The sequence below is a fragment of the Duganella sp. Leaf126 genome, assembly GCF_001423125.1.
Classification (GTDB): domain Bacteria; phylum Pseudomonadota; class Gammaproteobacteria; order Burkholderiales; family Burkholderiaceae_D; genus Rugamonas.
In genome coordinates this window covers 422263-436767 of record NZ_LMNW01000023.1, presented here as the reverse complement: position 1 = coordinate 436767, position 14505 = coordinate 422263, and the positions used below count along the sequence as shown (strand labels likewise).

The following is a 14505-nucleotide window of genomic DNA, read 5'->3' as shown; positions in this document are numbered from 1 at the left end:
TCGTCGTGCAGCGCCTCCCTGCAGCGCATTCCTTCAGCTCATTCCTTCAGCTGCGCGGCCAGCTGCGCCACGCGTTCGGGGTCGGCCTGCACGGCAGCGCTGATGGCGCGGCCGTAGCTGGCGTCGGCCTTGTAGAAGTAGGACAGCATCGTGTACTTGACGCCATCGTCCTTCACCTGCCCGAGGTCGCCGGCCAGGTTGCGCACCAGGTTGGCCTGCTGGCCCGCATCGAGCGACCGGTAAAAGTCGCCGGCCTGGGCGAAGTTGAGCGTCTTGACGGTGCGCGCCTGCTGGGTCGTGCCCGTCAGTTTCAGCTCGGTGGCCTTGAACTCGGCATTGTCGGCCAGCGGCGCGCGCGTGCTTGGCTGGTAGTTGACATCGCCCTTGCGGTTGCCGCCGTTCATGGCGCCATCCTGGTTGTTGTTGGCGACGTCATTGCGCGGACGGTTGACCGGCAGTTGCAGGCCGTTGGCGCCTACCCGGTGCAGCTGGGTGTCGGCATACGAGAACAGGCGGCCTTGCAGCATGCGGTCTTCCGACGGCTCGATGCCGGGCACCAGGTTGGACGGCGCCATCGCGACCTGCTCGGTCTCCTGGAACACGTTATCGGGATTGCGGTTCAAGGTCATCGTGCCGATCCTGGTCTCGGCAACACCGGGCCAGATCTTGGTGGCGTCCAGCGCATCGAAGTTGAACCGGGCCAGCTGTTCCGGTGTGAGGATCTGCACATACAGGTCCCACTGCGGATAGCGGCCTTCCTTGATGGCGCCGATCAGGTCGCGCGTCATGTGGTTGAACTCGCGGCCCTGGATCGCTTCCACCTGTTTGGCGTCGAGATTTTTTTCGCCCTGCAGGCTTTTCCAGTGAAACTTCACGTAGTGGACCTGGTTTTTCGCGTTGACGAATTTATACGCGTGCACGCTGTTGCCATCCATTTCGCGGTAGCTGGCCGGCGTGCCCTGGTCCGTGTACAGGCGCGTGAGCATGTGGGTCGATTCCGGCTGGTGCGAGAAGAAATCGAAGAAGCGGTTCGGATCCTGGATATTGGTATCGGGCGCCGGCTTGAGCGAGTGCACCATGTCCGGGAACTTCATCGCATCGCGGATGAAGAACACCGGCAGGTTATTGCCGACCAGGTCCCAGTTGCCCTGGCTGGTGTAGAACTTGGTGGCGAAGCCGCGCGGATCGCGCAGGGTTTCCGGCGAGTGGTTGCCGTGGATGACGCTGGAAAAACGCACGAACACGGGCGTCTGCTGGCCCGGCGTGAACACGGCCGCCCGCGTGTACGCGGAGAGGTCCTTGCTGGCGACGAACACGCCGTGGGCGCCGGTGCCGCGCGCGTGGACCACCCGTTCCGGCTGCCGTTCGCGGTCGAAGCGCTGCAGCTTCTGGATCAGGTGCACGTCCTGCAGCAGTACCGGGCCGTTGGGGCCGGCCGTCTGCGAGTTCTGGTTGTCGCCGACCGGTGCGCCGTTATCGCGCGTCATCTGCGTCGCGGGCGGGGTGGGGGCAGGGCTGCCTGGCTGGCTGGCGGTCTGGGCGTGGGCGGCGCCGGCGGCCATCGCGGCTGCGAGGGCCAGGCTGAAGGTGACCCGGGTGGTAGCTTTCATGATGTCTCCGTGTTAAGGCAAGGAAGACAACATTACGACCTGGTCATTAATTGATCCAGTCAATTATTTCTATGAAATCGATAGTGTTTACTGTGATCTGGCGGGATTGCAACCGCTGTCATCGCTTTGTACAACGACTTTTGGTTGCGGCAACTTTGCAAGTTGACAATCCTGAACAGCTTGCTACACTGCATTGGTTGCGCTACCAAAAACTGGTACACGATGTTAAACGCGGTCGCGCGGCATTCGATGAACGTTTTGGAGGAGACAAACAATGAACAAGGTAATGCTGAACGGCGCCGTGCGCGCCCTGTTGCTGTCTGCCGCGTTGGGGGCTGGGTCGCTGGCGCAGGCCCAGGTCGTGACCATCAATCCCGCCACCACGTACCAGCAGATACGCGGCTTTGGCGGCTTCAACGGTCCCGACTGGATTGCCGATCTCACCCCGGCCCAGGTGGACACCGCCTTCGGTACCGGTAACGGCCAGATGGGCCTGTCGATGATGCGCATGCGCATCTCACCCGACAGCAACGCCTGGCGCAGCCAGGTACCGACCGCCGTGCTGGCCAAGGCCAAGGGCGTGACGCTGTTCGCCTCGCCGTGGTCGCCGCCGGCCAGCATGAAGACCAACAACAGCCTGATCCAGGGCAGCCTGAAACCGGCGTCCTACGGCGATTACGCTACCCACCTGCTGAACTTTGCATCCTTCATGCAGAACAACGGTGCGGCCCTGTACGGCATCTCGGTGCAGAACGAGCCCGACTTCGAGGCGCCGTACGAGGGATGCTCGTGGACGTCGTCCCAGTTCATCAGCTTCCTGTCCGGCCAGGGGTCGCGTTTCGGCGCACTGAAAGTGATCGCACCGGAGTCGCTGCGTTCGGACAAGGCGATTGCCACGCCCATCCTCAACGACAGCGGCGCCGCGCAGCATCTCGACGTGATCGGCGGTCACCTGTACGGCACCACGCCGTCGGAGTTCCCGCTGGCTGCCGCCAAGGGCAAGGAAGTGTGGATGACCGAGCACTACACCGACAACACGGACGCCAACAACTGGAGCGCCGCGCTGCCGGTGGCGCTGGAAATCCACAACAGCATGATCGCCAAGTACAACGCCTACATCTGGTGGTATATCCGGCGTTCGTACGGCCTGATGACGGAAGATGGCCTGTTGAGCAAGCGCGGCTACATCATGGCGCAGTACGCCAAGTATGTCCGTCCCGGCTACACCCGCATCGCTGCCACCGCCAACCCGTATTCGGACGTGTTCGTCACCGCGTACAAGAACAGCAGCGGCAAGATCGTGGTGGTGGCGATCAACAACGGCACCGCGCAGCGCCAGCTGCAGCTGACCTTCAGCAGCGGCGCGCCAGCGTCGCTGCAAAAGACCCGCACGTCGTCCAGCACCAACAATGAATACGGCGGCCAGTACGCGGTCAGCGGCGGCGTTGCCACCGCCTTCATCGACCCGGGCAGCGTCAGCACCTTCGTCAGCCCCTGACGCGCAGTCGTCAGCGCAGCGGATCGGCCGGCGCCGATCCGCTGCTTGCAGCCTGGCGGCTCCCTGCCGCCAGGCTGCGCACTTCTCCACTTCCTTCCCTGGCCGCTCCCGTCCCCGAGTGAGCCGATCCGCCGCCCGCCCGTTTTGCAGCTGTCGCGCGCCAGTCATTCCCTTCATCTAGTTTCACGTCGTAACGCTGCGGTCACAAAAATTCGCTACGCTGCGCGTGGGTTGTTGGTTGAAAGGAAATGCTCCGATCGCAACGACCTTGCTTGTTCATGTCAGTCATCTTACGAAACCCGTTTCAGGAAACCATCATGAAATCAATAAAGTACGTTGTGTTGTTGTGGATGGCCGCGTTGTGCGGTCTGGCTGGGGCGCAAAGCCTCAATACCCAGTTCCAGGGGTGGCTCGGAAAGAACCAGCACGGGTATTACCTCGACGGTTCGGAATGGCACTACTGCTTCAGCAACCAGGGCGGCAGCTGCGGCTCGGTCGGTTTGACGACCGGTCATTCCTCGTGCCACACGACCGGCTTCAATATCGGCGGCAAGTGGGCGATCCCGACCCGTATCGGCGGCATGGAGATCAATGCCTCGGCCAACCGTTCCTGGACCGCCTGCAACATCCGCAGCGAAACCATCACGTGCAGTCCCAACAAGGGTTACAAGGGCCGCGCCGTGATCAACTTCAGCGAACGCTACGGAAGACTGCGCGTGACCGGCGGCGACACCTACCTGACTATCGATAACGACTGCCCGGACAAATGGCGCGCCGACTGGCTGGGCGGGACCAGCTGGCGCTGCGTCTACGTGGGCGGCACCTACGATACCGACGGCTACCTGCCCGAGTGGCGCGGCAGCAGCTGCGACTACGAACGGATCTGATACCTGACCCGTATTCCGGACGGCCGCCGGGCCGTCCTGCCCAGACCACCATTTTTCCGGGGATTGCCATGCCTTCGAGATGTTCCTTTTCCTCCTCCACCCGCACGGCGGCCACCGTCGTCATCGGCGCCAGCGCCCTGCTTGCGGCCGCGGGCTATCTGGTGTTCGGCGGCCCGCATCAGGCCGCGCCGGCCGTTGCGACAGCCGCGTCAGCGCCAGTCGGCCCCGGTTCCGCCGTGCCGTCGGCGCCGGTGCAGGTGGCGCACGGCGCAACGGGCGCCATGCCGCTTGCGCGCACGGCGGGCATGCCGGTCGATGCGCCGGGCGCTGCCGCGGTCAAGCCGTTGACCGGGCAGCAAGCCAGCGACGGACTGCGCGCCTTTGTCGACAAGATCGTCAAGCGCGAGAACCTGTCGCGCGCGGAAACCGAGTTATTCCAGGCGCGCCTGCTGGCGTCGATCGAAAACGACCTCGACGTCGTCAAGGCCGTGCAGCAGTTTTATCACGACATGCCGGCCGACCAGGGCATGGAGCGCGACATGGTGCGCTCGCTGCTGGTTGCCACCCCGGCCGGTCGCAGCATCGTGTTACACGAGGCGAACGCGATCTGGGCCGACGGCGATCAAAGCAAGTTCGCCGAGATGTACGAAACCTACTTCAACCTGCCCGGCAAGGCGCCGCCGGAGGTGATCGTCCGCGCGCTGGCCGATGGCAGGGCAGGCGCCGGTGCCGACGAGCGAACCGCGGTGTCCCGGCTCAACTTCATCGGCACCCTGGCGGAACAGAAGAACGCCGATGTCGCCAACCTGCGCAGCGACGCCATCGCGCTGTTGAACCAGACGGCGCAAAGCCAGGGCAGCGATATGGTGCGCGCACTGGCGGTGCAGAAGCTCTACCGGCTCAATTCCCCGGCCGAGGCGTCGAATATCGCTGTCGCGCAGCTGGCGAAAGGGGCGTACAGCGACCTGGTGCGGGAAACCCTGAGCTCGGTGGACAGCGGCGACGTGGAACTGACGCCCAATCTGCGGGCGGCACTGGCAACCGCCGTCAAGCGCCCCGGCGCCTCGGCGGCCGAGCGCCAGCAGTTCAGCGAAGTGCTGGGCGGCTGATACCTGCGGCAGGCGCCCGGCCCGCTCAGGAAGCGTGCGCCGGCCCGCCATCCGCGTCCTGGCAGCCGAATGCCTGTTGCCGGGCGGCGCGCCGCTGCGCTTCGCTGAGCCGCGCGCCCAGCTCGGCCAGGCGCGTGCGATCGGCGATCGTACCTGCTGTTTGCAGGGGCAGGGCGAACAGGTAGGCGCGCTGCGGATCGGCGGGGCCGAACAGGCCGGAGGCGTAGGCGGCGCTCATGAAGCGCATCGCTTCCGCGCTGCCGGCGTGGGCGGCGTCCTGGCCGAACGCCTCGGCGTCGGCCAGCAGCGCGCGCGCGTAGGCTTTGCCATCGTCCGTTTCCTGCAGCCGGAACTCGTCGGCCACCGCCGGCGCCGCATCGAGGTACAGCAGCTTCGCCTCCAGCGACCCGAGCCGGGCGGCCTGCTGCAGCAGCTCCACCCGGTGGCGCCGCACCACGGTGGCCGGATCGAACACCGGGCAGTTCGCGGCCGGCGCGACCGCTACCGGCCCCGCATCGCGGTTCGGCACCGCGCTGCAATACGCGAGCATCTGGTAGAGCGCGATGCCGGCGCCCGGTTCGGTGCCTACGCGCGCTGCCAGGGCGCCCGGTGCGCTGTAGGCCAGCTGCGCCAGGGTGCGGTCCGGTGCGGTCGTCACAGGGCGCGCAGCGCTGCTGAACAAGGCAGGCGTGGCGCAGCCCGACACCGGCGCGGCGGATGCCCGTACCACCGGCGGCGCGGCGGCGGCCGGTGCCGGCTCGGCCTGCGGCGAGACCTCGGGCGTCCCTGGGCCGCGCAGCCAGGCGGACACGAGGACGGTCACGAGGGCTACCCCGATCAAGCCGGTTCGGCGGTTCATAGCGGTCTCCTTATCATGATCTGCGGGCGCAACGGCTGGTCAGTACCACGGCAAGGGTAACCGTATTTCCTGGTTTGTACCAGCGCCCGGCTGCGGCCGGCTGCGGGACGGGGGAGATGCTATATTGATGGTCAGCCGTTCGTCTTCGATCTGACTTTTTCGTGCCAGGAGCGCCATGTCCCGACCGCTGTCCGCCTTCACGTTCGCCCTCGTTCTCGTCCTGGGCGCCGGCAGCGCCCACGCCCGCGATTGCGCCACCGCCACCAGTACGCGCGACATGAACGCGTGCGCGGCGGGCACCCAGAAGGCGGCCGAAGACCGTCTCAATACCGAGTACCAGCGCGTGCGCGACACGCTCGACAGAGGGGCGATACGCACCCAGTTCGTAGCCGCCCAGCGGCTCTGGATCAAGTTCCGCGAGGCCGACTGCAAGACGGTGCTGGCCTTGTACGGCACCGGCAGCGCCCGCACCGTGATGTACCTGGGCTGCATGCAGGACCGGGCAGAGACGCGGACAAGGGAACTCGAGCGCTTCACGGGCCCCGGCTGACGGCCTGACTGCTGCAGGCGGATGTCCAGTTTTTCATACGCCTGGCGTGCGCACTTTACAGAGTTCCGCGCACGCTCGCCTTGGCGCGGGCCGACGCCACAAAAAATCCTTTGAATTTTCAATGACTTGCGATCGTCATCTCGGCGGATGATCGCTGGCATATCGATTGCTATTCCTCCATATCCGGGCGACGACCCGGGGCAAAACCTGGAGGAGCACATGAAGAAGAAACGCCCGTTAACGTTATACATCCTGATCGCAATGGTGCTTGGCATCGCCGTCGGCTACGGTTGCCATATGGTGTGCACCGACCGGCAGCTGAGCGCCCAGATCGCGTCGCACATCGCCATCATCACCGATGTCTTCCTGCGCCTGATCAAGATGGTGATCGCGCTGCTGGTATTTTCCACGCTGACGGTCGGCATCGCCCACCTCGGCGACGGCAAGGCCGCCAGCCGTATCGGCGTCAAGGCCATGGCCTGGTTCGTGGTGGCTTCGCTGCTGTCGCTGACGCTGGGCATGCTGCTGTCGAACCTGCTGCAACTGGGGACGCACCTGGGCCTGCCGCTGCCGCCGGCCGATGCCGCCACCGGCCTGAAGACCGCCGCGTTCACGCTCAAGGATTTCGTCAGCCACCTGGTACCACGCTCGCCGGTCGAGGCGATGGCCAATAACGAGATCCTGCAGGTGCTGGTGTTTTCGCTGTTCTTCGGCAGCGCGCTCGGAGCGCTGGGCGAATCGGCGACCAAGCTGACGGCGGCCATCGACCAGCTGGCGCAGGTCATGTTGCGCATTACCGGCACCATCATGAAGCTGGCGCCGCTGGCCGTGTTCGCAGCCATGGCGTCGGTGGTGACCACCAACGGCCTGGGCATCCTGCTGACCTTTGCCAAGTTCATGGGCGGATTCTATCTCGGCCTGTTCTGCCTGTGGGGAAGTGGCGGCGCTGCGCCACCGCATCGAGCATGGCGAAGGCATCGAGGCGACACTGCTCGGCGATTCGCCGGCCATGCGCGACCTGCGGCGCCTGATCCTGGACCTGGCCGACGAACCGGCCGACGTGCTGATCTACGGCGACACCGGCACCGGCAAGGAAATGGTGGCGCGCTGCCTGCACCAGTACAGCCGGCGCCGCGACCGGCATTTCGTCGCCCTCAATTGCGGCGCCATACCCGAGCACATCTTCGAGAGCGAAGTGTTCGGCCACGAGCCGGGGTCGTTTACAGGCGCGGCCAAACGGCAGATCGGCAAGATCGAACATGCGGACGGCGGCTCGCTGTTCCTCGACGAGATCGAGAGCCTGGCCCTGCCGCTGCAGGTCAAGCTGCTGCGCGTGCTGCAGGAGCGCTATGTCGAGCGGCTGGGATCGAATACGCCGGTGCCGGTCGATCTGCGCGTGATTGCGGCCGCCAAGGTCGACTTGAAGGAATGGTCGGACCAGCAGAAATTCCGCAGCGACCTGTATTACCGCCTGAACCTGATCGTGCTGACCTTGCCGCCGCTGCGCGAACGGCGCGAGGACATTCCGCTGCTGTTCGAGCATTTTCTGCTTGGCGCGGCAGCGCGCTACAAGCGCGCGGTGCCGCCGGTGCCGGGACCGCTGATGCAGGCGCTGATGGCGCACGACTGGCCCGGCAATGTGCGCGAACTGCGCAACATCGCCGAGCGTTACGCGCTGGGCCTGTCGAGCGGGGCGGACGGCCTGCTGTCGGCCCGGGCGCTCACGCCGGTGCCGCTGGCCGACCAGGTGGGCGGTTTCGAGCGCGCAGTGATCGAGCAGGAGCTGCGCAAGGCCGGCGGCAGCGTGACGGAAGTGAGCCTGGCGCTGGGCGTGCCGAAGCAGACGCTGTACTACAAGCTGCAGAAATACGGGCTCAATGCCGACGACTACAAGAGCTAGCCCCGTGGCGCAGCGCGCATTGTGCACAATTCGTCATCGTTTGCGGCGCGGCCGTGCAAGACGATGGGGCTGGCGGCGCGGTAAATTAGGCGCAGTATCGTGCACCAGGAGCCGCCATGTCCCCATCCGATCCGTTTCGCCACCGCCGCCTGCTGTTGAAGGGCACCGCCAGCCTGGGACTGGCCGGCTGGAGTGGCGCTACCTTTGCTGTCGGCGCCGGGGAGGGCGCAGCGCCGGCGCATGGCGAAGCCGAACATCACGCGCGCGAGCAGGCGCAGACGCCTGCCGCGGACGGTGACCGGGCCGGCATGCCCGGCACCGCGCGCGCCGTGCCGCTGGCGGCGGTACGGCTGCTGCCTTCGGTGTATGCGGACGCCGTGCGGTCCAACCAGGCCTACCTGCTGCGGCTGAGCGCCGACCGTTTCCTGCACAATTATCACAAGTTCGCCGGGTTGCCGGTGAAAGGCGCCATCTACGGCGGCTGGGAGTCGGACACCATTGCCGGCGAAGGCCTCGGCCATTACCTGTCGGCGCTGTCGCTGATGCATGCGCAGACCGGCGATACGGCGCTGGCGCCGCGCATCGCCTACATCGTGGCCGAACTGGCGCGCGTGCAGCAGGCGCAGGGCGACGGCTATGTCGGCGGCTTCATGCGCAAGCGCAAGGACGGCACGGTGGTCGATGGCAAGGAGATCTTCCCCGAAATCATGCGTGGCGAGATCCACTCGGCCGGCTTCGACCTCAATGGCTGCTGGGTGCCGCTGTATAACTGGCACAAGGTGTTTGCCGGCCTGTTCGACGCCCATGCCTATACCGGCAATACCGAGGCGCTGCAGGTGGCGACCGGTCTTGCCGGCTATATCGCCACCGTGTGCGCGGCGCTCGACGACGCCCAGTTGCAGCAGGTGCTCGCCTGCGAGCACGGCGGCATCAACGAAAGCTTCGCCGAACTGTATGCGCGCACCGGCGACCGCCGCTGGCTGGCGCTGGCGCACCGCCTGTACCACCGCAAGGTGCTGGACCCGCTGGCGCACGGGCGGGACGAGCTGGCCAACCTGCATGCCAACACCCAGATTCCCAAGCTGCTGGGCCTGGGCCGTCTGCACGAGGTGGACCCCAACCCCGGCTATGCGGAAACCACGCGCTTCTTCTGGCAGCGCGTGACCCGGCACCACAGTTACGTGATCGGCGGTCACGGCGACCGCGAATATTTTTCCGCGCCCGACACCATCGCCACCCACATCACCGAGCAGACCTGCGAGGCCTGCTGCAGCTACAATATGCTCAAGCTCACGCGCCAGCTCTACAGCTGGGCGCCGCACGCCGCCTACTTCGATTACTACGAGCGCACCCACCTCAATCACATCCTGGCGCACCAGAATCCGCGCACCGGCATGTTCACGTACATGACGCCGCTGATGTCGGGCGTGGCGCGCGAATTTTCCAGCGAAGACAACGATTTCTGGTGCTGCGTATTGTCCGGCATGGAGAGCCACGCCAAGCACGGCGATTCCATCTACTGGGAAAACGGCGACACCCTGTTCGTCAACCTGTACATCCCGTCCACAGTCGCCTGGCGCGAGGGGACTGCGGCGCTCGAGATGACCACGCGCTACCCGTACGAGGGCGAGATCGATATCGCGGTCAGGCGCGCCGACGCGCAGCACGCCACCACGCTGGCGCTGCGGCTGCCGGCATGGGCTGCGCACCACACGCTGCTGGTCAACGGCAAGCCATTCCGGGCCGCGCGCAGCCACGGCTATCTGCTGCTGCAGCGGCGCTGGCAGGCCGGCGACCAGGTCCGGTTGTCGCTGCCGCTGGCGCTGCGGCTCGAAGGTGCTGCCGGCAACGGGCAGGTGCAGGCGCTGCTGCGCGGGCCGATGGTGCTGGCGGCCGACCTGGGGCCGTCGGACCAGCCGTTCGACGGCCTGGCGCCGGCGCTGGTCGGCGCCGACATCCTCGGGACGTTCGTGGCGGTGGACCGGCGCCAGGCCACCTATCGCAGCGTGGGCAGCGGACGGCCCGGGGACATGACCTTCAAACCGTTCTTCTCGCAGTACGAGCGGCGCGCGGCCGTGTACTTCAATGCGTACACGGAAGCGCAATGGGCGCAGTCGGAAGCGGACTTCCGCAAGGAGGAGGCGCGGCTGAAGGCGCTGGCGGCGCGGTCGGTGGACGTGATGCACCTGGGCGAAATGCAGCCGGAACGCGACCACGACCTGCAATCGGAGATGTCATACCCGGTGTCGTACCGGGGCCGCATGGGACGCGATGCCCGTACCGGCGGTTTTTTCAGCTTCCGTCTCAAGTGCGGCGACGGCCCGCTGGTGCTGCAGGCAAGCTACTGGGGCGAGGAGCGCAACCGCGACTTTTACATCCTGGTGGACGGCCAGCGCGTGGCCCGCGTCAAGCTCGACGCCAGCCATCCCGGCACGTTTTTCGACGCGAACTACCCGGTGCCGGTTGCGCTCACGCAGGGCAAGCAGGCAATCGTGGTGCGCTTCGAACCGGAACCGGGCCACACGGCCGGCCCGGTATTCGGCGTGCGCCTGTACCGGGTGGCCTGAGCGCCGGCCGGATCAGGCGTCCTGGCACTCGCTGTGCATCGGCTGCAGGTCTGCCGCGATGATGGCGGCCTGCTCCGGGTACAGCGGGCGCAGCGCCTCGACCAGCATGTGCGGCGTCGATGGCGACGAGAACACCAGCACATCGCCGGGCTGGGACTTGGCGATCGCCACCGCCAGCGCGCGGTGGACATCGTCGATCTGCACGGCCGTGCCGTCGCGGCGCAGCTGCTGGCGGATGCCTTCCACGATCAGGGCGCCGGTTGCGCCGTCGGCGCGGCCGCGCGGATTGGACTGATAGACGATCAACTCGTTGAAGTCGATGGCGCAGCTGCGGCCCACGTCGCGCAGGTCGGCGTCGCGCCGGTCGCCGGGCGCGGTCACCACGCCGATCACCTTGCCGCTGGTGGTGGCGCCCACCAGCGAGCGCGCCATCTTGCCCAGCGCCCGGTAGGCGGCAGGGTTGTGGGCGTAATCGACCACCACCGTGGCCTGGCCGAGGCTGTAGATATTCGAGCGCAACGGATTGTTGTGGCTGTCCGACACGAAGCTGGCCAGCGCCGTGGTGATCTGGGCCAGCTGGAAACCGCTGGCCATCAGCGCGGCGGTGGCCGCCAGCGCATTGGCGACGTTGAACATGGCATGGCCCTGCACCGACATCGGCACGGCGGCTGCGTCGATCACGGCATGCCGGTAGGCGCCGTCGGACACCGTCATCACGCCGTCCTGCAGCCAGGCCGCACGGCCGCCGTGTTCGAGGTGGGCCAGCAGCACCGGGTGCTCGGGATCGAGCGAGAAATACAGCACCTCCACGCCGTCCTCGACCTGCGACGCCATGCGCACGCAGTAGGGGTCTTCGGCATTAAGGACCACCGCGCGGCTGGCGGTGCGCGCCACCACCGCCTTGACTTCCGCCAGGTCGGCCAGCGTTTCCACGCCGTCCATGCCGAGGTGGTCGGCGCTGACGTTGAGCACCACGCCCACGTCGCAGCGGTCGAATGCCAGGCCGCGCTTGAGGATGCCGCCGCGCGCCGTTTCCAGCACCGCGAAATCGACTTCGGTCGACGTCAGCACCTTGCGCGCCGACCAGTAGCCGGAGCAGTCGCCCTGGTCGATCCGTGTGCCGTTGATGAACACCCCCTCGGTGGTGGTCACGCCGGTCCCCAGTTTGGCCACGCGGCCGGCATGGCCGAGCAGCAGGGCGGTGGTGGTCTTGCCGTTGGTGCCGGTGACGGCGATGACCGGAATGCGGCCGTTGTCCTTGCCGAACATGGCTTCCACGATGGCGTCGCCGGCGTCGCGCGGCTGGCCGCTGCTCGGGTACTGGTGCATGCGGATGCCCGGCGCGGCATTGACCTCGATGATGCCGCCATCCTGCTCGTCGAGCGGCACGCCGATGTCGCGGCAGATGATGTCGATGCCGGCCACGTCGAGACCGATGGTGCGGGCGGCGCGGATGCAGATGTCGCGCGTGAGCGGGTGCAGCAGGTCGGTCGCGTCTTCGGCCGTGCCGCCGGTGGACAGGTTGGCGTTGCCGCGCAGGGCCACCACCACACCGGCCGGCGGCACGCTGTCGAAGCTGTAGCCCTGCTTGCGCACCAGGTCTTCCGCAATCTGGTCGAGGCGCATCTTGGTCAGGATGTTGGTGTGGCCGTCGCCGCGCGCGGGGTCGAGGTTTTCATGGGCCACCAGTTCGGCAATGGTGCGCACGCCGTCGCCGGTCACTTCCGGCGGGCGGCGGCGCGACGCGGCCGCCACCTGGTTGCCCGTGACCAGCACGCGATAATCATGGCCCTCGAGATACTGTTCCACGATCACGCGGCGGCTGTAGCCGCGCGCATGCTCGAAGGCTGTCTCGATCTGTTCCGGCGTGATGCAGACGGTGGTGACGCCCTTGCCCTGGTTGGCGTCGAGCGGCTTGATGGTGACCGGTACGCCGATGCGGCGCGCTGCGCGCAGGGCCTGTTCGACATCGGTGACCAGGCGTCCGCGCGGCACCGGCACGCCGGCGCCGGCCAGCAGGGTCTTGGTCAACTGCTTGTCGCTAGCGATGTTGGCGGCGACCAGCGAGGTGTTGCCGGTGACGGTAGCCTGCAACCTCTTCTGGCGCGCGCCCCAGCCCAGCTGGAACAGGTTGGCTTCTTCGGTCAGGCGCAGGCTGGGAATGCCGCGCCGGGTAGCCGCGTCGATCACGGCCCCCGTGCTGGTGCCGATGGCGCGCCGCTCCGCGTGCTCGCGCAGGTCGTCGAGCGGGTCGTCGAACGCGAACGGCTGCTCGGGCGTCAGTGCCACGTGCGATACCAGCGCCATGGCCAGCGCAAACGCTTCCTGCGCCACCTGCTCGAACTGGTAGCCGCAGATCACGCGGTAGCGGCCCGGCTGGCCTTCGATCGGCGTCGAACGGCCGAAACCGACCGGTGCCCCGGCCAGCGTTTGCAGTTCCAGTGCCACGTGTTCGACCACGCGCGCCATATAGGTGCCCTGCTGCAGGCGCTGCACGAAACCGCCCGGCTTGCCGGGCGGGGAGTAGTGCTGCGCCAGGCTGGGCATCAGGGCCAGCAGCGCATCATTGAAATGGGGCAGGGCGCTGGTGCTGACGCCCTGCAGTTCCGCCAGGTCGATCACGGTGAGCAGGCACGGCGCGCTGCTGTACAGATTCGGGCCGCGCAGCACGCGTTGTTCGATGAGGTTCACGACAGGGTGTTCCTTTGCGTGATGACGTGCATAAAGTGCTGGAGCGGGGCCGGAGCTTCGCTGGTTTTGTAGCGCGAGCCCGAGGGCAGCAGGTGCAGCCGGACGTCGATCAGTTCAGGACAGCCGTGTTGCGGCAGGTCCGCAATATTGGTGATGGTGTCGCGGCCATCGACGATGGTGACCGCGCCGTCGCCGATCACTTCGATGCTGGAGCCCGGCGTGACGATCAGCGCCGTGTCTTCATCGATGCCCACGCCCAGCAGGTGCGGGTTGGCGGCGATCACCGTCAACAGCCGCGACAGGCGGTGGCGCTGCGAGAAGTGCTGGTCGATCACCACGCGGTTGACCAGGCCCAGGCCTGCGCCCAGGTGGACCGCGCCCTTCTCGGGGTGGAGGTTGGTCTTGCCGTCGGCCAGCATGTGCGCCGACATGGCGGAAGCGCCGGCGCTGGTGCCGGCGATGACGGCGCCGCGTTCGATCAGCGCGCGGTGCATGGCGTGGTCGGCCAGCGTGCCGCCGATGATGGCCAGCAGGCGTTTCTGGTCGCCGCCGGTCATGAAGATGCCGTCGGCCTGCTCGATTTCCGCCACCAGGTCCGGGTTGTTGGCGTCGGCGCGGGTATCGAGGTGCAGGTGGGTGCGGGCGTCCACGCCCAGGTCGCCGAAGGCGGCATCGTACATTTCCCACACCTTGTCCGGCACGCGGCTGGCGGTGGTGATGACGACGAAGCGGCGCTCAGCGCCGCCTGCCATCTCGACGAAGCGGGTCAGGACGTTCTTGTCATCGGTGCGGTCTTCGCCGCCGCCGATGATGATCAGGTGGCCGGTCCCCATG

General features: G+C 66.7%; 10 protein-coding genes and 1 pseudogene. 7 read left to right on the top strand and 4 right to left on the bottom strand.

Going from position 1 to position 14505, the window contains the following annotated elements; all coding sequences use genetic code 11:
* Positions 1-38: 38 nt before the first annotated feature.
* A complete protein-coding gene (locus ASF61_RS13065) occupies positions 39-1610 on the bottom strand; it encodes a catalase (protein ID WP_082491582.1) in 1572 nt (523 codons plus the stop codon).
* Between the two features lie 274 nt (positions 1611-1884).
* Between ASF61_RS13065 and ASF61_RS13060 the strand changes: the two genes are divergently transcribed.
* From ASF61_RS13060 to ASF61_RS23770, 3 genes are all read left to right on the top strand, one after another.
* A complete protein-coding gene (locus ASF61_RS13060; protein ID WP_056156444.1) occupies positions 1885-3108 on the top strand; it encodes a glycoside hydrolase family 30 beta sandwich domain-containing protein in 1224 nt (407 codons plus the stop codon).
* A 317-nt stretch (positions 3109-3425) separates the two neighbouring features.
* Positions 3426-3995, top strand: a complete 570-nt coding sequence (locus tag ASF61_RS13055; RefSeq protein ID WP_156369584.1) for a hypothetical protein — start codon at positions 3426-3428, stop codon at positions 3993-3995.
* 68 nt (positions 3996-4063) lie between these two features.
* Positions 4064-5104, top strand: a complete 1041-nt coding sequence (locus ASF61_RS23770; protein ID WP_200919858.1) for a hypothetical protein — start codon at positions 4064-4066, stop codon at positions 5102-5104.
* Positions 5105-5129: 25 nt separating this feature from the next.
* Here ASF61_RS23770 and ASF61_RS13045 read toward each other — a convergent pair whose 3' ends face one another.
* Positions 5130-5963 carry a hypothetical protein gene (locus ASF61_RS13045; protein WP_056156441.1) on the bottom strand — a complete coding sequence of 278 codons (834 nt, stop codon included), beginning with the start codon at positions 5961-5963 and terminating at the stop codon, positions 5130-5132.
* A gap of 175 nt (positions 5964-6138) precedes the next feature.
* Here ASF61_RS13045 and ASF61_RS13040 point away from each other — a divergent pair, with 175 nt between their 5' ends.
* The 4 genes and pseudogenes from ASF61_RS13040 (at position 6139) to ASF61_RS13025 (ending at position 10980) form a co-directional block, all read left to right on the top strand.
* Positions 6139-6513: a lysozyme inhibitor LprI family protein gene (locus ASF61_RS13040; protein WP_056156438.1), complete on the top strand. Its 375-nt coding sequence runs from the start codon at positions 6139-6141 to the stop codon at positions 6511-6513.
* Between the two features lie 219 nt (positions 6514-6732).
* Positions 6733-7449, top strand: a pseudogene (locus ASF61_RS22820) (dicarboxylate/amino acid:cation symporter); the annotation flags it as partial.
* Between the two features lies 1 nt (position 7450).
* Positions 7451-8413, top strand: coding sequence for a sigma-54-dependent Fis family transcriptional regulator (locus ASF61_RS13030; RefSeq protein WP_229205838.1), 963 nt, complete (start codon positions 7451-7453; stop codon positions 8411-8413).
* A 116-nt stretch (positions 8414-8529) separates the two neighbouring features.
* Entirely contained in the window at positions 8530-10980 is a 2451-nt protein-coding gene (locus tag ASF61_RS13025; RefSeq protein ID WP_229205837.1) for a glycoside hydrolase family 127 protein, read from the top strand.
* Positions 10981-10992: 12 nt separating this feature from the next.
* Here the strand turns inward: ASF61_RS13025 and cphA are convergent, their stop codons facing one another.
* The gene (gene cphA, locus ASF61_RS13020) at positions 10993-13671 is read right to left on the bottom strand and encodes a cyanophycin synthetase (RefSeq protein ID WP_056156435.1); all 2679 of its coding nucleotides are present in this window, start codon (positions 13669-13671) and stop codon (positions 10993-10995) included.
* Positions 13668-14504, bottom strand: coding sequence for a cyanophycinase (locus tag ASF61_RS13015; protein ID WP_056156433.1), 837 nt, complete (start codon positions 14502-14504; stop codon positions 13668-13670). Before ASF61_RS13015 ends, cphA begins: the two co-directional genes overlap by 4 nt.
* Between the last annotated feature and the right edge of the window lies 1 nt (position 14505).

Bases quoted from the DNA above. Each gene is read 5' to 3' on its own strand.
- ASF61_RS13065 (WP_082491582.1), bottom strand. From the start codon at position 1,610: ATGAAAGCTACCACCCGGGTCACCTTCAGCCTGGCCCTCGCAGCCGCG.
- ASF61_RS13060 (WP_056156444.1), top strand. From the start codon at position 1,885: ATGAACAAGGTAATGCTGAACGGCGCCGTGCGCGCCCTGTTGCTGTCT.
- ASF61_RS13055 (WP_156369584.1), top strand. From the start codon at position 3,426: ATGAAATCAATAAAGTACGTTGTGTTGTTGTGGATGGCCGCGTTGTGC.
- ASF61_RS23770 (WP_200919858.1), top strand. From the start codon at position 4,064: ATGCCTTCGAGATGTTCCTTTTCCTCCTCCACCCGCACGGCGGCCACC.
- ASF61_RS13045 (WP_056156441.1), bottom strand. From the start codon at position 5,963: ATGAACCGCCGAACCGGCTTGATCGGGGTAGCCCTCGTGACCGTCCTC.
- ASF61_RS13040 (WP_056156438.1), top strand. From the start codon at position 6,139: ATGTCCCGACCGCTGTCCGCCTTCACGTTCGCCCTCGTTCTCGTCCTG.
- ASF61_RS13025 (WP_229205837.1), top strand. From the start codon at position 8,530: ATGTCCCCATCCGATCCGTTTCGCCACCGCCGCCTGCTGTTGAAGGGC.
- ASF61_RS13015 (WP_056156433.1), bottom strand. From the start codon at position 14,504: ATGGGGACCGGCCACCTGATCATCATCGGCGGCGGCGAAGACCGCACC.